This is a genomic window from Castellaniella sp., from assembly GCF_004321985.1.
Lineage (GTDB): Bacteria > Pseudomonadota > Gammaproteobacteria > Burkholderiales > Burkholderiaceae_B > Castellaniella.
In genome coordinates, this window is record NZ_SCQN01000020.1 from 32079 (window position 1) to 53083 (window position 21005).

At 63.8% G+C, this 21005-nt stretch carries 19 protein-coding genes and 1 tRNA gene; 8 read left to right on the top strand and 12 right to left on the bottom strand.

Annotation, left to right across the window (positions count from 1 at the left end; all coding sequences use genetic code 11):
* Positions 1 to 7: 7 nt before the first annotated feature.
* Positions 8 to 265 (bottom strand): hypothetical protein, encoded by a 258-nt coding sequence (locus EPN31_RS05190; protein ID WP_291770511.1) that lies wholly within the window; start codon positions 263 to 265, stop codon positions 8 to 10.
* 332 nt (positions 266 to 597) lie between these two features.
* Between EPN31_RS05190 and EPN31_RS05195 the strand changes: the two genes are divergently transcribed.
* Positions 598 to 1551, top strand: coding sequence for a LysR substrate-binding domain-containing protein (locus tag EPN31_RS05195; RefSeq protein WP_291770595.1), 954 nt, complete (start codon positions 598 to 600; stop codon positions 1549 to 1551).
* On the opposite strand, the gene EPN31_RS05200 is transcribed toward EPN31_RS05195, so the two are convergent.
* Positions 1530 to 2150: a HutD family protein gene (locus tag EPN31_RS05200; RefSeq protein ID WP_291770513.1), complete on the bottom strand. Its 621-nt coding sequence runs from the start codon at positions 2148 to 2150 to the stop codon at positions 1530 to 1532. The genes EPN31_RS05195 and EPN31_RS05200 overlap by 22 nt on opposite strands.
* A 116-nt stretch (positions 2151 to 2266) precedes the next feature.
* Here EPN31_RS05200 and serS point away from each other — a divergent pair, with 116 nt between their 5' ends.
* Together serS and hutI are read left to right on the top strand one after the other, a co-directional pair.
* The gene (gene serS, locus EPN31_RS05205; protein WP_291770515.1) at positions 2267 to 3607 is read left to right on the top strand and encodes a serine--tRNA ligase; all 1341 of its coding nucleotides are present in this window, start codon (positions 2267 to 2269) and stop codon (positions 3605 to 3607) included.
* Between the two features lie 53 nt (positions 3608 to 3660).
* Complete coding sequence (gene hutI, locus EPN31_RS05210) at positions 3661 to 4848, top strand: imidazolonepropionase (RefSeq protein WP_291770596.1); 1188 nt, start codon at positions 3661 to 3663, stop codon at positions 4846 to 4848.
* Between the two features lie 10 nt (positions 4849 to 4858).
* Here hutI and hutH read toward each other — a convergent pair whose 3' ends face one another.
* From hutH to hutC, 8 genes are all read right to left on the bottom strand, one after another.
* Positions 4859 to 6400 carry a histidine ammonia-lyase gene (hutH, locus tag EPN31_RS05215; protein ID WP_291770517.1) on the bottom strand — a complete coding sequence of 514 codons (1542 nt, stop codon included), beginning with the start codon at positions 6398 to 6400 and terminating at the stop codon, positions 4859 to 4861.
* 1 nt (position 6401) lies between these two features.
* Positions 6402 to 8126 (bottom strand): urocanate hydratase, encoded by a 1725-nt coding sequence (hutU, locus tag EPN31_RS05220; protein ID WP_291770519.1) that lies wholly within the window; start codon positions 8124 to 8126, stop codon positions 6402 to 6404.
* Positions 8127 to 8326: 200 nt separating this feature from the next.
* Positions 8327 to 9697 carry an FAD-binding oxidoreductase gene (locus EPN31_RS05225; RefSeq protein ID WP_291770521.1) on the bottom strand — a complete coding sequence of 457 codons (1371 nt, stop codon included), beginning with the start codon at positions 9695 to 9697 and terminating at the stop codon, positions 8327 to 8329.
* A gap of 11 nt (positions 9698 to 9708) precedes the next feature.
* Positions 9709 to 10527 carry an amino acid ABC transporter ATP-binding protein gene (locus tag EPN31_RS05230; RefSeq protein ID WP_291770523.1) on the bottom strand — a complete coding sequence of 273 codons (819 nt, stop codon included), beginning with the start codon at positions 10525 to 10527 and terminating at the stop codon, positions 9709 to 9711.
* A gap of 12 nt (positions 10528 to 10539) precedes the next feature.
* Positions 10540 to 11202, bottom strand: a complete 663-nt coding sequence (locus EPN31_RS05235) for an amino acid ABC transporter permease (RefSeq protein ID WP_291770525.1) — start codon at positions 11200 to 11202, stop codon at positions 10540 to 10542.
* A complete protein-coding gene (locus EPN31_RS05240; protein WP_291770527.1) occupies positions 11203 to 11853 on the bottom strand; it encodes an amino acid ABC transporter permease in 651 nt (216 codons plus the stop codon).
* Positions 11854 to 11966: 113 nt separating this feature from the next.
* A complete protein-coding gene (locus EPN31_RS05245; protein ID WP_291770529.1) occupies positions 11967 to 12797 on the bottom strand; it encodes a transporter substrate-binding domain-containing protein in 831 nt (276 codons plus the stop codon).
* 291 nt (positions 12798 to 13088) lie between these two features.
* Positions 13089 to 13820, bottom strand: coding sequence for a histidine utilization repressor (gene hutC, locus EPN31_RS05250; protein WP_291770531.1), 732 nt, complete (start codon positions 13818 to 13820; stop codon positions 13089 to 13091).
* 68 nt (positions 13821 to 13888) lie between these two features.
* Between hutC and EPN31_RS05255 the strand changes: the two genes are divergently transcribed.
* Positions 13889 to 13979, top strand: a tRNA-Ser gene (locus EPN31_RS05255).
* Positions 13980 to 14054: 75 nt separating this feature from the next.
* Here EPN31_RS05255 and EPN31_RS05260 read toward each other — a convergent pair.
* Both EPN31_RS05260 and EPN31_RS05265 read right to left on the bottom strand, forming a co-directional pair.
* Positions 14055 to 14372, bottom strand: coding sequence for a HigA family addiction module antitoxin (locus EPN31_RS05260; RefSeq protein WP_291770597.1), 318 nt, complete (start codon positions 14370 to 14372; stop codon positions 14055 to 14057).
* Between the two features lie 6 nt (positions 14373 to 14378).
* Positions 14379 to 14660 (bottom strand): type II toxin-antitoxin system RelE/ParE family toxin, encoded by a 282-nt coding sequence (locus EPN31_RS05265; protein ID WP_291770533.1) that lies wholly within the window; start codon positions 14658 to 14660, stop codon positions 14379 to 14381.
* 195 nt (positions 14661 to 14855) lie between these two features.
* Here EPN31_RS05265 and EPN31_RS05270 point away from each other — a divergent pair, with 195 nt between their 5' ends.
* Genes EPN31_RS05270 through EPN31_RS05285 form a run of 4 tightly spaced genes read left to right on the top strand, consistent with a single transcriptional unit; the run spans position 14856 to position 20896 of the window.
* Complete coding sequence (locus EPN31_RS05270; RefSeq protein WP_291770535.1) at positions 14856 to 17615, top strand: DEAD/DEAH box helicase family protein; 2760 nt, start codon at positions 14856 to 14858, stop codon at positions 17613 to 17615.
* Positions 17612 to 19162 (top strand): restriction endonuclease subunit S, encoded by a 1551-nt coding sequence (locus EPN31_RS05275; protein WP_291770536.1) that lies wholly within the window; start codon positions 17612 to 17614, stop codon positions 19160 to 19162. The genes EPN31_RS05270 and EPN31_RS05275 overlap by 4 nt, the downstream gene beginning before the upstream one ends.
* On the top strand, positions 19159 to 20637 hold the full coding sequence (locus tag EPN31_RS05280) for a class I SAM-dependent DNA methyltransferase (protein WP_291770537.1): 1479 nt from the start codon (positions 19159 to 19161) through the stop codon (positions 20635 to 20637). Before EPN31_RS05275 ends, EPN31_RS05280 begins: the two co-directional genes overlap by 4 nt.
* Positions 20609 to 20896, top strand: coding sequence for a hypothetical protein (locus EPN31_RS05285; protein WP_291770538.1), 288 nt, complete (start codon positions 20609 to 20611; stop codon positions 20894 to 20896). Before EPN31_RS05280 ends, EPN31_RS05285 begins: the two co-directional genes overlap by 29 nt.
* The last annotated feature ends 109 nt before the right edge of the window (positions 20897 to 21005 follow it).

A 21005-nucleotide genomic window follows, 5' to 3' on the forward strand; every position in this document is an offset into this window, starting at 1 on the left:
CTGGGGTTTATTGACGGGGAGGGATCTGGATCAGTGTGTCGAATTGCTGTTGCGTCAGTGGCTGGCTGAGCGCCTTGAAGGCGATCCCGTCCTTGTTCAGCAGATCCAGACCGATCATCTTGTCGGGGTCGATGAGGCTCTTGGGGAAGAACTCGTCGCGCACCTTGCGGGCGGTGGCGAGATCCGTTTTGTTGAATTTGGCGAAGGCCTTCAGCGGCGCATCCCCGGTGTACATCCAGTCGACGGTCTCACGATATGCCGCCATGAAGCGCTTGAGCTGGTCCTACTGGTGAGTTCCCAGGTGGCGCCGCGCTCGGCCTCGTGCCACTCTCCGCCGTAGAACAGTTGCCGATGTTTGGGCAGGACTGGCGGTAGGGAAGGTGCAGAGTCGGGTGTCGTTGTGACTGGCATGAAATCGTCCTGAGGCATCGCAGAATGAGATTCATCTTAAGAACGGGTGGGGTGTGCGTCCAGAACGGCTTTTCTTCCTCTGCTCAAAGTATTTTGTATGGCTCATGCTATAGTGACCTCACGTCTCCATGAGGCGGCACGTGGCTGCATGTTCCGATTCGCTTCATTCAGGGGGCCGGCATCAATCTGCGACAGCTTCGATATTTCGTCCGCATCGTCGAGGCCGGCAGCATCACGCGGGCCGCCAACGAACTGTACGTGGCGCAGCCCGCCCTGGGCTCCCAGGTGCGTCTGCTGGAAGCAGAGCTTGGCGTCGATCTGTTGCAGCGCCATTCGCGGGGAGTCCGCACGACGCCGACGGGGGATCTTCTCTACCGTCGGGCGCTGCCTATCCTGCAGGATATGGAATCTCTGCGCCACGAGATCATGGCGCTGGGTGGCGGTCGTCAGGAAAGCCTGATCCTGGGCGTGACACCCGGCATCGCGAATGTCTTGGGCAGCGGCCTGCTGGTGCAGGCACGCGATGCGGTTCCCACGGTGCACATCAGCCTGGTCGAGGAAATGAGCTACGTTCTGGCCGATGCGGTGGTGCGGGCGGATGTGGATCTGGCGCTCGCCTACGAGGTCGGCAACAAGTCGGGGCTGCGCAGCACGGCGCTGCTCCAGGAAGAATTGGTGTTCGTCGCCGCGCCTTCGTCCCCCTTCTGGCAACAGGACGAGGACAAAAACGCGGCGGAGATCACGCTGGCGCAGGCCGTGTCGCATCCGCTGGTACTCGCCGACGGCCGCGATCCCGTCCGCCGTCTGGTCGAGGCCGAGGCAGGGCGGCTGGCTTGCGTGTTCAGCGTGGCATACGAGGCGTCTTCCATCTCGACGATGAAGAATATCATTCTGCACGGTGAGGCGGCTGGCATCCTGCCGCGCGGCACCGTGATGGCGGAATTGCGCTCAGGCACCCTGCGGATGCGCAGAATCGTGCAGCCTACACTTTGCCGCCGACTCGATCTGATCGAGCGTGCCCAGCGGCAGCCGCTGCGGGCGGAATCTGCCATGCTGGGGTTCATCAATGCCATGGTGGATCAGTTCGCGCGGGAGCAGGGCGATCTGGTTCATGACCGTCATTGGGTGACGCCGGGGTAGAGGTTGATGCGGGCATCGACCAGGCAGGCGTCGGCCGTCTCGGGGTGGATGTCCAGCCGAAAGGCGGGGATGTAGTCCAGCGTCAGGTGCAGTGTGTCGCCCGCCGCCAGCGTGCGTGGGCCGCCCATGCGGGGCGGGAAATCCAGGCGGAACCGGCCCTGGGTGCAATACAGGATGGTGTCGCCGGGGCGCAGGGGGATTGCCTGGGCGCTGCGCCGCAGATCAAGGCAGCCGTGAGCCTGCTTGCGCCGCAGCATCAGATTGAAGTCCCGTGCGGGGCCGCCCGGCAGCTCGGCGGCATAGGGGGTTTCGCCCGCAAAGTACAGCCTTGACCCGGGTTCCAGCAGTGTGACGGCTCCCGTGTCGGACCGGATCAGGCGCACGGCGTCGCCATCGGTCACCATCAGGATGCGGTCGTAGCCGTCCCAGACCGAGAACGGGCCCGGTGCGTTGATCTCGGCGGCGCTCACCCGCCAGATGCAGTCGTTCAGGCTGGCGCCTTCCGGATGGATGGCGAGCTGGCGCGTGATGCCGCCGCCGTTCTTCCAGGGTTGCGGCTGGATTTCGCTTGCGGTGGTGATGTGGATCTGATCGTGCATGGAAGGCTGTGGATGACGGCGCAGGTCTTGCGCGGCGCCGCCAGATGGGGGGTCGGTCCCTGAATTTAATACAATACGGACCTTGATTCCCTGATTTCCCTATTCCGTTTGACACCATGCTAGACACGAATCTGCTGCGCAAGGACCTGGACCAGGTGGTTCGCACGCTCGCCCGTCGCGGCTTTGTTTTCGACGCGGATCGCTATCACGCGCTGGAAACCCGCCGCAAGTCGGTCCAGGTACGCACCGAGGAACTCCAGGCTCGCCGCAATGCGCTGGCCAAGCAGATCGGCCAACTGAAGTCGCGCGGAGAAGACGCGTCCAGCCTGCTGGCCGAGTCCCAGGCCATCCCCGAGCAGCTCAAGGCGCTGGAAGGGGATCTGACGAACGTGCAGCAGGAACTGCGGGACTGGCTCATGACCATTCCCAATCTGCCCGACGACAGTGTGCCCGATGGCCTGTCAGAAGCGGACAACATCGAAGTCCGGCGCTGGCTGCCTGGTGCGGCAGACGCGAATGGCAATCCGGCGCCCTTGGCGTTCCAGCCCCGGGACCATGTGGACCTGGCCGAGCCGTTCGGGCTGGACTTCGAGTCCGCGCGCGTTCTGGTCGGTGCGCGCTTCATGATGCTGCGCGGCCCCATTGCCCGGCTGCACCGGGCGCTGGCGCAGTTCATGCTGGATCTGCAGACTGGCGAGCATGGCTACCAGGAATGCTATACGCCGTACATCGTGAACAGCGAGACGCTGTTTGGTACCGGGCAGCTTCCCAAGTTCAAGGACGACATGTTCTGGGTCACCCGGGGTGGCAAGGGCAGCACGCCCGATGACGACGGGCAGACCGAAGAGCTTTATCTGATTTCCACGGCCGAGATCCCGCTGACCGGAACCGTGCGCGACCGTATCGTGGATGTGGCGGACCTGCCGATCCGGCTCACGGCACATACGCCGTGTTTTCGCTCCGAGGCCGGCAGCGGCGGGCGTGACTTGCGCGGCCTGATCCGCCAGCACCAGTTCGACAAGGTCGAGATGGTGCAGATCGTGCATCCGGACCAGTCCTGGAAGGCGCTGGACGAGATGGTGGGACATGCGGAACATGTGCTCCAGGCGCTGCGCCTGCCCTACCGGGTGGTGCTGCTGTGCACCGGCGACATGGGCTTTGGCTCGGCCAAGACCTTTGATCTGGAAGTCTGGCTGCCGGCGCAGAACACCTGGCGGGAAATCTCGTCCGTGTCGAATTGTCTGGACTTCCAGGCGCGGCGGCTTCAGGCGCGCTTCCGCCCGGCGGGGCCCAAGGCCAAGCCGGAGTTCGTGCACACATTGAATGGGTCCGGACTTGCCGTCGGACGTGCGATGGTCGCAGTCCTGGAAAACTACCAGCAGGCGGATGGCAGCATCGTCGTGCCGGACGTGCTGCGGCCTTACATGGGTGGCCTCGAAGCCATCCGGGCCGACTGATCGGAGATCTCGTCGTGGCGGCTGGTCCAATCCTGTGGAAGAACCTTCGCCTGGTGCCGGCAGGCTGGACGTCGGGTGAGATTGCTGCCAGCGACCTGCTGACCGATGGCGCCCGCATCGTGTGGCTGGGCGAGCCGGGACAGGCGCCCGCTGGGTTGGCTTCCGAGGTGGAAGAACACGACCTGCGGGGCGCGCTGGTCACGCCTGGGTTGGTCGATTGTCATACCCACCTGGTCCACGGCGGCCAGCGCGCCGACGAGTTCGCCATGCGGCTGGCCGGCGCCAGCTATGAAGCGATTGCGCGAAGTGGCGGCGGCATCGTTTCCAGCGTGCGTGCCACGCGGGAGGCGTCCGAAGATGTTTTGTTTGCCCAGGCCTTGCGTCGGCTCGACGCCCTGCGCGCCGAAGGCGTCACAGCCATCGAGATCAAGTCGGGCTACGGACTGGATCTGGCGACGGAGCGCAAGATGCTACGGGTGGCCCGGCGCCTCGGAGAAGCCCGGCCCGTGACGGTGCGCACGACCTTCCTGGGGGCGCATGCGCTGCCGCCGGAATATGCAGGCCGTGCCGACGATTACATTGATCTGGTGTGCGACACCCTGCTGCCGGTGCTGGATGACGAAGGCCTGATCGACGCGGTGGATGTGTTCTGCGAGAGCATCGGGTTCTCGCTGGCGCAGTCCGAACGCGTGCTGCAGGCCGCCACGCGGCGTGGACTACCCGTCAAGATGCATGCCGAGCAGTTGTCGCTGATGGGCGGCACGGCGCTGGCCGCACGCTATGGGGCCCTGTCGGCTGATCATCTGGAATATCTGGATGAGTCGGGCGTGGAGGCCATGCGCGATGCGGGGATGGTGGCCGTGCTGTTGCCCGGCGCCTTTTACTTCCTGCGTGAAACGCGCCTGCCGCCGATCGATCTGCTGCGCCGCCATGGCGTACCGATGGCGCTGGCGACCGACTGCAACCCCGGGACCTCACCCAGCACATCGCTGCTGCTCATGATGAACATGGCCTGCACGCTGTTCCGCATGACGGTGGGCGAGGTCCTGGACGGGGTAACCCGGCATGCAGCCGATGCTCTGGGCGCCGCAGGCGTCAGCGCCCGCCTGGCAGTGGGACATCCGGCCGATTTTGTGGCCTGGCAAGTCGACAGCCCGGCCGAGCTTGCCTACTGGACCGGGCTGCCGCGCTGCCGTCTGGTCGTGCGGCACGGCCAGATCGTGCACGGCGCGGTCGCCTGAGTCGGCCCGATCAGGGTGTGAGCAGTTCAGGCTGGTCCACGGTGTAAGAGCCGTCCATTACGTGGTGGTACAGCGTCTCGATGTCCGGGGCGAGCAGCCGGTCGTGCCGATAGAACGGTACTTCTTTGCGGATCTGCTGGTGCAAGGCCTGTAGCGGCGCCGACGTCTTCAGCGGCGCGTGGAAGTCGATCCCCTGGGCCGCGCACATCAGCTCGATGCCGATGATGTGAGCCGTGTTGCGGACCATGGGCACGAGTCTGCGCGCGGCGAAGGTCGCCATGCTCACATGGTCCTCCTGGTTGGCGGATGTGGGCAGACTGTCCACGCTGGCCGGATGCGCCAGCGACTTGTTCTCCGAGGCCAGGGCTGCGGCTGTGACGTGGGCGATCATGAAGCCGGAATTCAGCCCTGCAGCCGGGACCAGGAAGGGAGGCAGGCCCGAGATGCTGGCGTCGATCAGCAACGCAACGCGCCGTTCGGACAGACCGCCGATTTCTGCGATGGCCAGGGCCAGGATATCGGCCGCAAAGGCCACCGGCTCGGCGTGGAAGTTGCCGGCCGAGATCACCTGGTCCGGCAGGCCGTCCTGGCCTGGAAACACCAGCGGGTTGTCGGTCACCGCGTTGGCTTCGATGAGCAGGGTACGCGCGACTTGCTCCATGAGATCCAGCGCGGCGCCCATCACCTGTGGCTGGCAGCGCAGGCTGTACGGATCCTGTACCTTGTCGTCCGCCACGATGTGGGACTTGCGGATCGTGCTGCCCGCCAGCAGGGTGCGGTACATGTGGGCCGCGCGGGTTTGACCGGGCTGTCCACGGATCTCGTGCACACGCGGATCGAAGGGCGCATCGCTGCCCTTGGCAGCATCCACGCTCATGGCACCGGCAAGCACAGCGCTGTGGAACAGGTGTTCGGCCAGGAAAAGCCCGTGCAGCGCAAGTGCTGTGGATACCTGGGTGCCGTTGATGAGAGCGAGCCCTTCCTTGGCAGCGAGGTGGATGGGGGCGAGCCCCGTCTGCGCCAGGGCCTGGGCTGCTGGCAGCCATTGGCCATGGGCCAGGATCCGGCCTTCTCCGATCAGTGCCAGTGTCATGTGCGATAGCGGCGCCAGATCACCCGAAGCGCCGACCGAGCCCTGTTCGGGGATATGGGGGATGAGCCCGGCATTGAAGAGGCCCAGCAGCGCCTTGACGACCCGTGTCCGGATACCGGAATAGCCGCGGGCCAGGCTGCCGATCTTCAGTGCCATCACCAGGCGCACGATACGCGGCTCCAGCGGTTCGCCCACGCCGACCGAATGCGACAGGATGAGGTTGCGCTGCAGCTGTTCGAGCTGTTCGTCGGCGATCCGGGTCTTGGCGAGCTTGCCGAAGCCGGTATTGATCCCATAGGCCGGCGCCCCCTGGGCGATGATAGCCTGCACGATGGCTGCCGAGGCGTCCATGGCGGCTTCCGCCTGCACGGGCAGCGCCAGCGCGACCTCGCCGCGCCAGATGCGGCGCAACTGGTGCAGGTCGACCGCCCCCGGTTCCAGCATCAGCGTGTCCGTCATCTCAGGTCCCTCGCGAGGCCGGGGAAATCATTGGCAGATTCAGGCCATAGGCCTTGGCCTTGGCGATGGCCTCGGGGTAGCCGGCGTCCGCGTGGCGCATCACGCCGCTGCCACAATCATTGACCAGCACCCGGGCGAGGCGGCGGGCGGCCGCATCCGTGCCGTCGGCCACGATGACCATGCCCGCGTGCTGGCTGTAGCCCATGCCTACGCCGCCGCCGTGGTGGAAGGATACCCAGCTTGCGCCGCCCGCCGTGTTCAGCAGCGCGTTGAGCAGCGGCCAGTCGGATACCGCATCCGTGCCGTCGCGCATGGCCTCGGTCTCGCGGTTGGGGCTGGCGACCGAGCCAGTGTCCAGGTGATCGCGGCCAATAACGATGGGTGCTCTCAGTTCGCCGGATCGCACCATCTCGTTGAAGGCCAGACCCGCCACGTCGCGTTCACCCAGACCCAACCAGCAGATGCGGGCAGGCAGTCCCTGGAATGCGATGCGCTCGCGCGCCATGTCCAGCCAACGGATCATGTGAGTGTTCTGCGGAAACAGCTCTTTCAGCTTCTGGTCTGTCTTGTAGATGTCTTGCGGGTCGCCCGACAGGGCCACCCAGCGGAACGGCCCCTTGCCCTGGCAGAACAGCGGACGGATGTAGGCCGGGACGAAGCCGGGAAAGTCGAAGGCGTTCCGTACGCCCGCATCGAGTGCTGCCTGGCGGATGTTGTTGCCGTAGTCCACGGCCGGGATACCCAGCGCGTGCAGGTCCAGCATGGCCTGTACGTGGCGGGCGCAGGACTGGCCGGCCGCCGTGCGCAGCCGTTCGTGCTGTGCCGGATCGTCTTGCGCGGCCTGCCATTGTTCCACCGTCCAGCCAGCGGGCAAGTAGCCGTGGATGAGATCGTGCGCCGAGGTCTGATCGGTGACCAGGTCGGGACGCAGGCCGCCGGCCCGGGCGCGCCGGGCGATTTCGGGGATGACGTCGGCGGCATTGCCCAACAGTCCGATGGAGACGGCTTCATGCTGCTGGGTGTGCTGCCGGATTAGGCCCAGCGCTTCGTCCAGGCTGCCCGCCTGCTTGTCCAGATAACCGGTGCGCAGGCGGAAATCGATGTGATCCTGCTGGCATTCGACAGTCAGCGAGCAGGCGCCCGCGAAGCTGGCCGCCAGGGGTTGGGCACCACCCATGCCGCCCAGCCCGGCTGTCAGGATCCAGCGGCCCTGCATGGATCCGCCGAAATGCTGGCGGGCGGCTTCGGCGAAAGTTTCGTAGGTGCCCTGCACGATGCCCTGGGTGCCGATGTAGATCCAGCTCCCGGCGGTCATCTGGCCGAACATGAACAGGCCGGCGCGGTCCAGCTCATTGAACTTTTCCCAGGTCGCCCATTTGGGGACCAGGTTGGAATTGGCGATCAGCACACGCGGGGCGTCCAGGTGGGTCTTGAAGATCCCGACGGGTTTGCCCGACTGGATGAGCAGCGACTCGTCCTCGCCCAGCGTGCGCAGGCTCTCGAGGATCGCGTCGAAGCAGGCCCAGTTGCGGGCGGCCCGGCCAATCCCGCCGTAGACCACCAGGTGCTTCGGATTTTCGGCGACTGCCGGGTCCAGGTTGTTCTGGATCATGCGGTAGGCGGCTTCGATCGTCCAGTTGCGGCAGTGGAGCTGCGCGCCGGTGGGTGCATGGATTTCGCGGGTGGCGTCGTAGCGGGGGTCATCGGAGGGAGCTGCGGGGCTCATGGTCTGCTCCTTGGAAGGGGAGCTGGTCGGCGCTGGCGTGTGGCCGGTGTGGGCGCGGTTGATCAGCGGGAAGGTGGATAGGACAAATGTATAGTGGACTTTATCAAATGTCTATACATCTAAGTTCCCCCGGATCAGCGATCGGGGGGCTAGGGCGGGGGCTGGTGTCCAGAAGCCTGGGCTGGGCCGCCCCCGGTGGCTCAGAGGTCGAGGACGCGACCACAATTCAGTTGCTGGCGCGAATCCAGCAGATGCCGGATCTGCCGCATCAGCGCCAGTTCCGGCGCCGAGCGGCTGTGGTGCAGGAAGGGCTTCTTGATGCGGCCGATGCCGTGCTCGGCCGAAATGCTGCCGCCCACGCGCTCGACTTCTTCGTATACCAGCGATTCGACTGCGCTCAGATCCGCTGGCGGGTGCGGTCCAGTCGACAGGTGCAGGTTGCCGTCGCCCAGATGCCCGAACAGCAGTCGGCGGGCGTCGGGCCAGCGCGCATCCAGTCGCGCGCAGGCGCGCTCCATGAAACCTGGCAGCGCCTGCAGCGGGATTCCCACGTCGAAGGCGACGCAGGGCTGCATGTCGTACAAGATCTCGCCAATCGCGTCGCGCAGGCGCCAGAGCTGCGCGGCCTGTTGCCGGCTCTGGGGCAGGATGGCATCCAGCGCTTCTCCGCCAGCGATGCGTTCTTCCAGGAAACGATGCAGCGCCTGGCCGTCGCCGGCGTCTGGTCGGCCGCTCTCCACCTCCAGCAGCACACACAGCGGATAAGCGCCGTCGAAAGGTTCCTGGCAGTTCAGGGCCCGTGCAGCTGCCTGCAGGTAACCGCGCCACATCACCTCGAACGAGGACAGCGTGGGTAGCGTGCCGCGTGCGGCTTTCAGCAGATCCGTCAATTGGTGAAAGTCCGCCAGCGCCACCAGAGCGCTGTGACGCTCGGCCGGCTTGGGAAACAGCCGCAGCACTGCACGGGTCACGATCCCCAGCGTGCCTTCGGTGCCGATGAACAAGTGCTTCAGGTCCAGCCCCGTGTTGTTCTTCAAGCCCTGGTTCATCATGGTGAGCACCGTGCCGTCGGCCAGCACGACTTCAAGCCCGAGCACCAGTTCGCGCATGGTGCCGTAGCGCAGCACCCGGTTGCCGCCGGCGTTGGTGGCGATGTTGCCGCCAATCTGGCACGAGGCACGCGCTCCGCAATCCATGGGGAAATACCAGCCCTGGGCCTCCACCTGCCGGCACAGGGATTCCAGCACCACGCCGCCCTGCACCGTCACGGTGCCGCTGAAGGCGTCCAGCGATTCGATCTGGTCCATGAGTTCGAGCGACAGCACCACGTCACCGGGGTCGGGGACGGCACCACCCGCCAAGCCGGTGCGGCCGCCCTGGATCGTCATCCGCCGATTCTCCAACCCGCAGGCCCGGACGATGGCGGCGACCTCGGCCGTGGTGCGCGGACGCAGCACCTGCGCGGGCAGGCCCTCGGCCTCCAGCCCGCTTTCGTCTCGCAGATAGCGTGACAAGTCGTCCTCGGGCCCCAGACTGGAGATCGTCTTGGCTAGCGTTTGCAATGTGGACATCCCGTTCTCCTTCATCGTTCCCAGAACGCGTTGCGGTCCAGGTAGTTCTGCAGAAACTGCTTCAACCGTTCCTGCTGCACGTCACGGAAGAGGACGGCGGGCGGGCCGCTGGCCGCGATCTTGCCCTGGTCCAGGAAGATCACCCGGTCGGCCACTTGCGCCGCAAAACCCATTTCGTGCGTCACGACCATCATGGTCATGCCATCGTGCGCCAGGTTTTTCATGACCTGCAGCACTTCGCCTACGAGTTCCGGGTCCAGCGCGGACGTGGGTTCGTCGAACAGCATGATGTGCGGCTCCATGGCGAGGGCCCGCGCGATCGCGACGCGCTGCTGCTGGCCGCCCGACAGCCGGATCGGGTAGGCATCCGCCTTGGCGGCCAGACCGACTCGGTCCAGCATGGCCATCGCCTTGCGGCGGGCCTCGTCGCGCGACAACCGCTTGACGCGGAGCAGCGCTTCGGCCACGTTTCCCAGCGCCGTCATGTGGGGCCACAGGTTGAAGTGCTGGAACACCATCCCCACGTGCTGGCGCACACGGTTGATCTCGGCGGTCGTGGCGTCGCGCCGCCCCTGGTCCTGGTTCACATACCCCAGAAGCTGGCCTTCGATGAAGATCTCGCCTGCGTCGTATTTTTCGAGGAACGCAATGGCGCGCAGCAGTGTGCTCTTGCCAGAGCCCGACGGGCCGATGATGCAGATGACCTCCGTGCGGTGCACCCCCAGGGAAATGCCGTCCAGCACCCGGTTGGATCCGAAGTGCTTGCTGAGGTTTCGGATGTCGATCAGCGGCGCATCGGGGCTGATAGGTGGGGTTGCCGTGGACGTCATGGTGCGGTCCTTTCAATGCTGGAGGAATCGGCTGGCCCTGGCTTCGGCCCAGCTTCCCAGTTTCTGTGTGACGCCGACGAGCAGCAGATAGCAGACGCTCAGGATCAGCATGGTCTGCACATAGACGAACTGCTCGGAGCCGATCTGGGTCAGGATGGCGGTCAGCTCGGGCACCGTGACGATGGACAGGACCGAGGTTTCCTTGCTCAGAATGATGATCAGGTTCACCAGCGATGGGGTGATGATGACCAGCATCTGCGGAAGCTGCACACGCCAGATGGTCGTCAGGCGCGACATGCCCAGGCATTGCGCGGCCTCGATATGGCCGCGCGGGACCGATGTGAAGCCCGAGCGGAAGACTTCGGCGAAATAGGCGCTGCCATAGATGGCCAGCGCGATGATTCCGGCATCCAGCGCCTGCAGCGACAGGCCGAAATTCGGCCCTCCATAGTAGAGTATGAACAACTGGACCAGGAAGGGCGTGGTGCGCAGGACTTCGATGTAGACACGCAGGATCGCGCGCACCCAGCGTCCTGCAAAAAGCTGCAGGACCGCGATCAGGAACCCCAGCGCCATGCCCAGCACGACTGCACCCAGCCAGCTCACGATGGTGATGCCGAATCCGGACAGGACCTGTGGCCCGTATTGCTGGATCAGAGAGAGGCTGGACGTCATCTAGGCCCTCTCGAAGTGCCGCTCGGCGTAGTGGCCCAGGACAGACAGGATTCCGTTGACGACCATGTACATCAGGCCCGCCGCGACGTAGGCTTCCAGCGGACGGAAGGTGCTGGCCGCAATGTTCTGTGCCGTTCGGGTGATTTCGGCCACGCCGACCACCGAGATCAGCGATGATGCCTTGACCAGCAGGATCATTTCGTTGACCAGCGAAGGCGCCGTGAACTTGATCGCCTGGGGGATCTCGATGTGGACCAGGCTGGCGAACCGAGAGATGCCCAGCATCTGCGTAGCCTCGATCTGCCCGCGTGGGATCCCCAGGAAGCCGCCCCGCAGGATTTCGCCCAGATAGGCGCCTTCGCACAGTGAAACAGCTGCGATGGCGGCGACGGTCGGGGATACGTTGATCCCCAGACTGGGCAGGAAATAATAGGCCAGCATGAGCTGCACCAGCAGCGGCACACCGCGGAAAACGAATGTGTAGAAGTTGCCTAGCCGACGTAGCGGCGGCCGGGGCGACAGGCAGGCGCTGACCACGGCGATGGCGATCAGGAATCCGATCAGCAAGCCCACCGCCGAGACGAACACCGTCATCTGCGCGGCTTGCAGCAGCAGGGGCAGGGCATGCAGGAAGGACTGGGCGTCAAACATCAGGCGAACTGAAGCGCAACGTGAGGGATTGCGCGCACGACGTCAGGGCTGTGCGCGTCCCGCCTCGAATATCGCGGCCGGCCGGAACGTGGCCGGCTCGCGGGATCAGGCGGTCAGACGTTGGGGACGAAGTCGGCCGTCGGAACGGCCATCTCCATGCCGAACCACTTCTTCTGCAGGGTTGCCAGCCGGCCGTCCTTGTGCATTGCCAGGATCACGTTGTCGATGGCCTTGATGAGCGAGTCGCTGTTCGCACCCTTGTGGCCCATGAAGGCAAAGTAGACCTTCTTGCCGATGCTGGGCTGGACCACCGTGAATGTGTCGGGGCGTTCCTTGGCGACCACTGCGATGTTGGTGATGGAGTTGCCCACGGCAAAAATGCGGCCGTTGGCCAGATCCGCGTAGGCTTGGTTGAAGTCCACATATTCACGGACTTCCGGTGCCGGTTTCAACGTGCTGGCGTAGGTCTTGGTCTGCTCGAGCTGGGCCGAGCCGCGCTGGCTGCCGATCACCTTGCCGGCGATGTCCTCGGGCTTGGTGAAGGCCTTGTTCTTGGCGCTCTTGAGCAGCGCCACGGTGCCGTCGGCAATCGGCAGCGTAAAGTGATAGCGTTCCTTGCGTGCTTTGGTGACGTTCAGCGGCCCGGCCACGAAGTCGAATTTGTTGGCATCCAGGCCAGGGAGCACGCTGGCCCACGGCAGGTCGATGAAGCGGATCTTCACGCCCAGCGCCTTGCCGACCTCGGCGAAGAATTCCTTGTTGAAGCCTTCCTGCTTGCCGTCCTTCAGAAAGTCGAACGGCGCGAATTGCATTTCGGTGCCGATAACCAGTTCCCCGGCCTTGTGGACGTCGGCCAGTTGGTCGGCCTGAGCCGGCAGGCTGAACGAAGCGGCCGCTAGGCAGGTACTGGCCAGCAACCATTTGAACGTCTGGGTCATGCGCATGATGTGTGCTCCTCCTGGTGCCGGCGCAGCAGCAGCCGTGCCCGAACCAATCATTGTGTGTGTCAGCGGCGAAATGGGCGCTTTTCAAGGCCCTGAAAAAGTATATACATCGGCAATGTGCTGTCAATGAACGCCAGCGCTGCGGCGGGGGCCCGTCCAGTCAAACTCGGGTAAGTCCTCGCTGTTCGGCCGGCGTGTAAGAATACTATGGAACAAAAGAGTGTCCGGGCCAGACGAGACGATTTCGCTGAGCTGGGGACACCCGGTGTCTGTACCGGATCGTATGGGACTCTAGAGCAGACCAGCCAGCTTGTAGCGGTTCCCCGGATACCACATCGTGGCCTGCGAGGCGAAGGCGCCGCCGGAGAATGTCATCCTGTCCAGCACCAGGCAGGGCTGCGTCGTTGGGATGTCCAGCGGGGCGGCGACTTCGCCGGGCGGCAGCTTGACCTCGATCGTGTACGAGCCGCTGGGGGCAGGGGCCGCCCGCATCAGGTATTCGTTGGGCGTGGTGTCCGACCAGTCCTGGTCCAGATAATCCGGCATGCGCTGCGCATCCACCACGCGGTCCTCGAGCTGGATGGGCACGGCGTTTTCGTAGTGCACAATGACCGAATGAAAGAGCGGCGCCCCCACCTGCACATGAAATCGCTGCGCCTGACTGGCGGTGACCTGTGTGCGTTCCAGGTGCAGCACATGGCAGGAATGTCGGTGCCCGCGATCTCTGACGTCCTGCGCGATGCTGCGGATTTCGATCAGTGTGGACGGGATCTTGGCCGGCGCGACGTATGTCCCCGAGCCCTGGTGCCGTACCAGGATCTGGTCGGCCGTGAGTTCGCGCAATGCTCGGTGCACGGTCATCCGCGACACGCTGAAGTGCCGGCATAGCGCCAGCTCCGTCGGAATCAGATCGCCCTCGGTCCAGACGCCCTGTTGGACCTGTCCAAGCACATAGTCCTTGATGCGCTGGTAGGCCGGGATCGCCCGGTCCGCAGGCGGAGAAACCTGTGCCTTGCGGCGCATGGCAAGCGTCCTGTTGGTGGGTGGGGCTTATTCTATGCTAAGATGCGCGCCTTGACCGCAGTCGTGCCGGAGAGGTGGCAGAGTGGTCGAATGTACCTGACTCGAAATCAGGCGTACGGTTTCCCCGTACCGTGGGTTCGAATCCCACCCTCTCCGCCAGTTGCCATCAGCAAACCATTCTGTTTGGCGGCCCTGTCGACGAGTAGGCCAATACGAAGGCTCCAGTATCAAGCTTCAGGCTTGCGCTGCCGCATGCACTGGGTCTACCCGAAGATCACGGCCGGAATGCTCGGCGTGCCACAGGTCATAGGCGACCTGGCCACGCAGCCACGTCTCTGCGCTCGGCCCGCGCCCGTCCGGTTTACGCAACCATGCTTCCAGGCGACGCGCCAGATCAACCGAGATTCCCGCACGCCCATGCAGCACGCGAGACAAGGCCACGCGACTCACGCCGAGCTGGCGTGCCGCTTCAGCCACCGATAGCCCCAAAGCCGGTAGAACGTCTTCACGCAACGTCTCGCCGGGGTGTGGCGGGTTGTACATACGCATAATGTTCTCCTAGTGGTAGTCCTGATAGTCCACCAGAGTGGCGTCCTGACCATCGAATGTGAACGTCAGTCGCCAGTTTCCATTGACCCATACAGACCAGTGCCCATTCAGGTTTTGGCCCTTCAGAGGGTGCAAATTCCAGCCGGGCAGGTCCATGTCCTCAGGCCCGGACGCATCATTCAGCTGACGCAGCTGCCGAGACAGCTTCGGAGCGTGTGCTGGCTGAATGCCTGCCTTGGAGCCCGTCTCGAAGAGTCGCTGCAGACCACGATGTTTGAACGTCTTGATCATGTGCAAGTGTATCGCATTGGTATACGTATCGCAACACGAACGTACCTGTCGCTGCATTCAGGGTTGACGTCCTCGGCCGAATTCCTGGGGAGAGGTCAAGGCGCGACAAGGGGATATGCGATTGGAATTTAGCTCATCGCTCCGATTATGTTCCAATTGATCTCTGCGTTGCGGAGAGGATGGAGGAGCCGGGCGATGCCCGAAACACCAGAACAACAAGCCCGCATGAGGATCGACGCGCTGCTCACCGCGGCGGGCTGGCTGCTGCAGGGCATGGCCGACTTCAACCGCAATGCAGCCGAGGGCGTCGCGGTACGCGAGTTTCGCTTGGACAGCGGCCCCTGCGATTACCTGCTGTTCGTCGGCGGCAAGGCGGCGGGCGTGATCGAGGCGAAGAGGGCCGGCGTCACGCTGTCCGGGGTGGCCGAGCAGGCCGTGCGCTACAAGCTCGCGTTGCCGGCGCATCTCGCGCGCTGGAACGACTTTCTGTATTTCGACTACGAAGCCACCGGCGACGAAACCTATTTCTGCGACAGCCGCGACCCGCAGCCACGTTCACGCCGCGTTTTCGCCTTCCATCAGCCGCACATGCTGCACGAATGGCTGAAGGAGCAGGACACGCTGCGCACCCGCCTCACGCACCTGCCGGCGCTGGACACCCATGGTTTGCGTGATTGTCAGATCGGCGCGATCCACGGGCTGGAGCAGTCCTTCGCCCACGACCGCCCGCGTGCGCTGATCCAGATGGCGACCGGCGCCGGCAAGACTTTTACCGCCTGCACCTTCTCGTGGCGGCTGCTGAAGTTCGCCAGGGCGCGGCGCATCCTGTTCTTGGTCGATCGCAACAACCTCGGCGATCAGACGCTGAAGGAATTCCAGAATTACGACGCACCCGGCGCCGGCCGCAAGTTCACCGACACCTACATCGTGCAGCACCTGCATGGCAACCACATCGACCCCGACGCCAAGGTGGTCATCACGACCATTCAGCGGCTATATGCCATGTTGCGTGGCAAGGAGCTGTCCGAAGAGGATGAGGAGCGCTCCGCGTTCGAGACCGAGACCAATGGCGAAGGCGAGATTCCGCCCATCACCTACAACCCCGCCATTCCTATCGAAACCTTCGATTTCATCATCACCGACGAATGTCACCGCTCGATTTACGGGCGCTGGCGGCAGGTGCTGGAATACTTCGATGCGTTCCTGGTCGGACTGACCGCCACGCCGAGCAAACATACGCTGGCGTTCTTCAATTCCAACCTGGTGTCCGAATACGGCTACGAGCAGTCCATCGCCGATGGCGTCAACGTCGGCTTCGAGGTGTTCCGCATCAAGACGGAAGTGGGTGAAAAAGGCGGTAAGGTCGAGGCCGGTTACGCCACGCCCATCCGTGATCGCCGCACCCGCGCGCTGCGCTACAAAGAGCTGGACGAAGACCTTGCCTTTGCCAAGGAAGAACTCGACCGCTCGGTGACCGTGCCGGCGCAGATTCGCGCGGTGCTTCAGTGCTACCGCGACAACCTGTATACCGAGCTGTTCCCCGGCCGCACCGGCGAGTGGGTGCCGAAAACGCTCATCTTCGCCAAGGACGACAACCACGCCGAGGAAATCGTCACCGCGGTGCGCGAAGTGTTCGATGCCGGCAACGACTTCGCCAAGAAGATCACCTACCGCACCGGCGACGATCCCAAGGCGTTGATCAAGGCATTTCGGGTTGATCCGTTCCCGCGCATCGCCGTCACTGTGGACATGATCGCCACCGGCACCGACATCAAGCCGGTGGAATGCCTGATCTTCATGCGCGACGTGAAATCCGCCGGCTACTTCGAGCAGATGCGCGGCCGCGGCGTGCGCAGCATCGCCGATTCCGACCTGCACCAGGTAACGCCCGATGCGCAGACCAAGACGCGCTTTGTGCTGGTGGATGCGGTCGGCGTCACCGAAAGCCAGAAGACCGTCAGCCAGCCGCTGGAACGCAAGCGCAGCATCCCCTTTGACAAGCTGATCGACCAGATCGCGCAGGGCCGACGCGATGACGATGCCATCTCCAGCCTTGCCGGTCGTCTTGCCGCACTGGACCACCGCATCGAGGACGAAGACCGCAGCCGCATCTCGGCTGCGGGCCACGGCGCCACGCTGAAATGGCTCGCAGCCCGCCTGCTCGAAGCCATCAGCCCCGACATCGTCGAAGCGAAACTCATCGAGCGCCACGGCAGTGCTGCAGCGGCAACCAAGGCGCAGGCCAGGGCCGTCGCGGATGAATTGAAGGACGCCGCCTGTGCACCGCTGGACGATCCGAAGCTGCGCAACCTTGTCAAGGACATCGAGCAGAAATCCGTCATCCTGATCGCCGAGCGCACACCGGATGCCGTCGCCAGCGCCGGTTACGACGTCAAGCACGCCGAAGCGCGCGTGCAGTCATTCAAGGGGTTCATCGAACAGCACAAGGACGAGCTGCTGGCGCTGCAAATCCTCTATGGCCAGCCCTACGTCAAACGCCGGCTCACTTATGCCTCGATCCGCGAGCTGGCGCAGCGCCTCACCGATTCGCCGTGGCACCTCAACACCGCCGACGTGTGGCAGGCCTACAAGCGCATCGAAGCCGCACTGGTGCGCGGCGCGCCCAGCGACAAGGTGCTCACCGACATCATTTCGCTGGTGCGCTTTGCCACTGGCCAAATCGACGTGCTGGAGCCGTACTCCGCGCGCGTGGAGCAGAAATTCAACCTGTGGATCGGCCGCCAGATCAAGGCCGGCAAACACTACTCCGAGGAACAGATGAACTGGCTCAAAGCCATCCGCGACTATCTCGCTGCCAACGTCGAGATTGCACCTGCCGATCTGCAGCACGACACGCCGTTCAGTGCGTGGGGCGGCGTGATTGCGGCGCGCCGGCTGTTTGGGGACGGGCTGAACGGGATGCTGGATGAGATGACCGAGGCGTTGGCGGCATGAGCGGCTCCGTACCGGCTATTTGGGCGAGCGCTACAGTGGGCGACATATGCGATCCGGTTGCGAAGACCGGCCCTGACAAGTCGAAGCTGACATTTAAGTACGTCGATCTCAGTTCGATAGATCGCGCGACCGGCAAGATCGCGGGGGCCACCACCGTTGAAATGAGCGCGGCGCCTTCACGAGCGAAACAGGTCTTGAAGTCTGGCGATGTACTGTTTTCCAACGTGCGGGTGTACCTCGAAAACATCGCACAGGTTTCGCCGGACCTTGAAGGCGAAATTGGATCGACCGCGTTTTGCGTCCTGCGGCCGACCGGTGGCATCAATGCCCGCTACCTGTACCACTACGTCAGCTCGCGTAAGTTCGTGCTGGCCGTCAACGCGCTTCAACGCGGTAACAGCCCTCCGTCGGTTCAGGACAGCGATGTAAGGGAGCAGATACTTCCGGTCGCGCCAACCAACGAGCAACACCGCATTGTCTCCAAGATCGACGAGCTGTTTAGCCGCATTGACGGAGGCGAGCAGGCGCTCGAACGCGTGGCGAAGCTGGTGGAGCGTTACCGCCAGTCGGTGCTGAAGGCCGCCGTCACCGGCGAACTCACCCGCGACTGGCGCGAGGCGCGTAAGCGTGCCGGTGAACCCATGGAATCCGGCGCGGCCTTGCTCGCCCGCATCCTCAAAGCCCGCCGCGCCGCATGGGAGAGGGCCGAAATCGCCAAGCTCAAAGCCAAGGGTAAGACGCCCACCGACGACCGCTGGAAGCAGAAGTACCAGGAACCCGCGCCGCCCAACACTACCGACCTGCCTGAGTTGCCGGAAGGGTGGGTATGGGCGGGCATCGATCAAGTACTTCAACCCACCGGCGATGCCATGAAGACCGGCCCATTTGGCAGCTTACTTAAGAAGCACGAACACGTTTCCGATGGCATACCGGTGCTCGGCATCGAGAATGTGAAAGCTCGCAGGTTCATATCTGGAAGCAATATCCACATTACGCTTGTCAAGGCAGCGGAGCTCGTTGGGTATCGCGTGGTGCCAGGGGACGTACTGATCTCTCGATCAGGTACCGTCGGAGATGTCTGCGTCGTGCCAGAAGAAATTGGCGATGCAAGGATCTCCACCAATTTGATGAAAATGACCTTGGCCCAGGATGGCTTACTCCCCGACTTTTTCGCGTGCCAGATTTATGGCTCTCCAACAGTTCTTGACCGAATCAACGCGATGTGTAAGGGCAGCACACGCAGTTTCTTGAACCAAGCAATCTTGCGCGCAATCGCGTTCGCGTTGCCACCCATACGCGAGCAACAGGAGGCGATGCGCAAAATTGTGTCGTCAGAAGAAGATGCTGAGTCACTCGTGCGTGACATGCATGATGGAGTTCGCCGCGCGACCGCCCTCCGCCAATCTATCCTCAAAGCCGCGTTCTGCGGTCAACTCGTGCCGCAAGACCCGAACGACGAGCCGGCATCGAAGCTGCTGGAACGCATCGCCGCCGAGCGCGCGAATACCGCACCGCCACAGCGCAAACGAACCAGGAAGACCACATGAGTACCATCGATTCCGCCCTCGTCGGCAAGGTCTGGAACTACGCGCACGTGCTGCGCGACCAGGGCATAGGTTACGGCGACTACGTCGAGCAGATCACCTTCCTGCTGTTCCTGAAGATGGACCAGGAGCGCAACGATCTGCTGAACGAGGCTTCCACGATCCCGACGCAGTGGCGCTGGGACAAACTCGCACCGCTGGCGGGTGACGAGCTGCAAGACCAGTACCGCCATACGCTGGAAGCGCTCGGGCGTGAGCATGGCCTGATCGGCACGATCTTCAGTGGCGCGCAGAACAAGCTGACCGACCCTGCCAAGCTGAAACGCGTGGTGTCGCTGATCGACGGCGAAACCTGGATCGGCATCGGCGTGGACGTGAAGGGCGCGATCTACGAGGGGTTGCTGGAGCGCAATGCCGAGGAAGTGAAGTCCGGCGCCGGCCAGTACTTCACGCCGCGCGCGCTGATCGATGCGATGACCGAAGTGGTGGCCCCGCAGATCGGCGAAACCGTGCACGACCCGGCCTGCGGCACCGGCGGTTTTCTGCTGTCCGCCTATGCCCACATGAAGGGCCAAAGCCAGGACCGGGCCCGTCAGCGCAAGCTGCGCGAGGAATCGATCAGTGGCGACGACATTGTGCCCGAGGTGGTGCGCCTGTGCGCGATGAACATGTACCTGCACGGCATCGGCAATGGCGAAAGCCCGATCGCGCAGCGCGACGCGCTGGCAAGCAACGTCGGCGAGCACTTCGACGTGGTGCTGACCAATCCGCCGTTCGGCAAGAAATCCAGCTTCACCGTGGTGGGCGAGGACGGCTCGCTCGACACCGAGCGCGAAAACTACGAGCGCGACGACTTCAAGTTCACCACCAGCAACAAGCAGCTCAACTTCCTGCAGCACATCATGACCATCCTGGCCGAAAATGGCCGCACCGGCGTGGTGCTGCCGGACAACGTGCTGTTCGAGGCCGGCAACGCGGGCGAGGGTATCCGCAAGCGCCTGTTGATGCAGTTCGACTTCCACACCCTGCTGCGTCTGCCGACCGGCATCTTTTACAAGCCGGGCGTCAAGGCGAACGTGCTGTTCTTCGACAAGAAGTCGCCGCGGGCGGATGGATCACCGAACAGCAGCGCCGTGTGGATCTATGACCTGCGTACCAATCACCATTTCACGCTGAAGAAGAATCCGCTGGCGCGTGCCGACCTGGATGATTTCGTGCGCTGCTATGCCGCGGCCAATCGGGCCCGACGCACCGAAACCGAACGCTTCAGGCGCTTCGGCGTGGATGAGCTGCTCAAACGCGACAAGCTCAACCTCGACATCTTCTGGCTGAGGGACGACAGCCTCGAAGACGTGGACCACTTGCCGCCGCCCGATGAAATCGCAGCGGACATCGTCGACAACCTGCAGGCGGCGCTGGAAGCGTTCCAATCGGTGGTCGACGAGCTGGGTGCCCCTGCATCAAACGCCGACTCGTGAGCCAGTCGAGCTGGTCAAGGGCGTGATCGATCTCATCGTGGGCACCGAAGGCTGTTCGGGCGCCGTGACGCTCTACGGCAAGCCGAAGGGCACTACGGTGCTGGGCAAACGCCATGATCCGAACGATTCCGCCGCGCCGGTCTGCCGCGTGGAACTGTCACTCGCCGAGGGTATGCTGAGCGCGGAGGTCGCCGGGCCCTGCAAGACCTATCATGGCGCCTCCTGCGGCTTCGATGGCGAGATGACCAGGGGCGACTGACACGCGGCGGCAGACCTATTTGGTATGGCCAACAGCCTTGCGCTTGCCGTAGTGTCTGTTGGATTGCGAAGGTTGAGTCTGCTCATGACGACGATCGGGGCTTCGGATC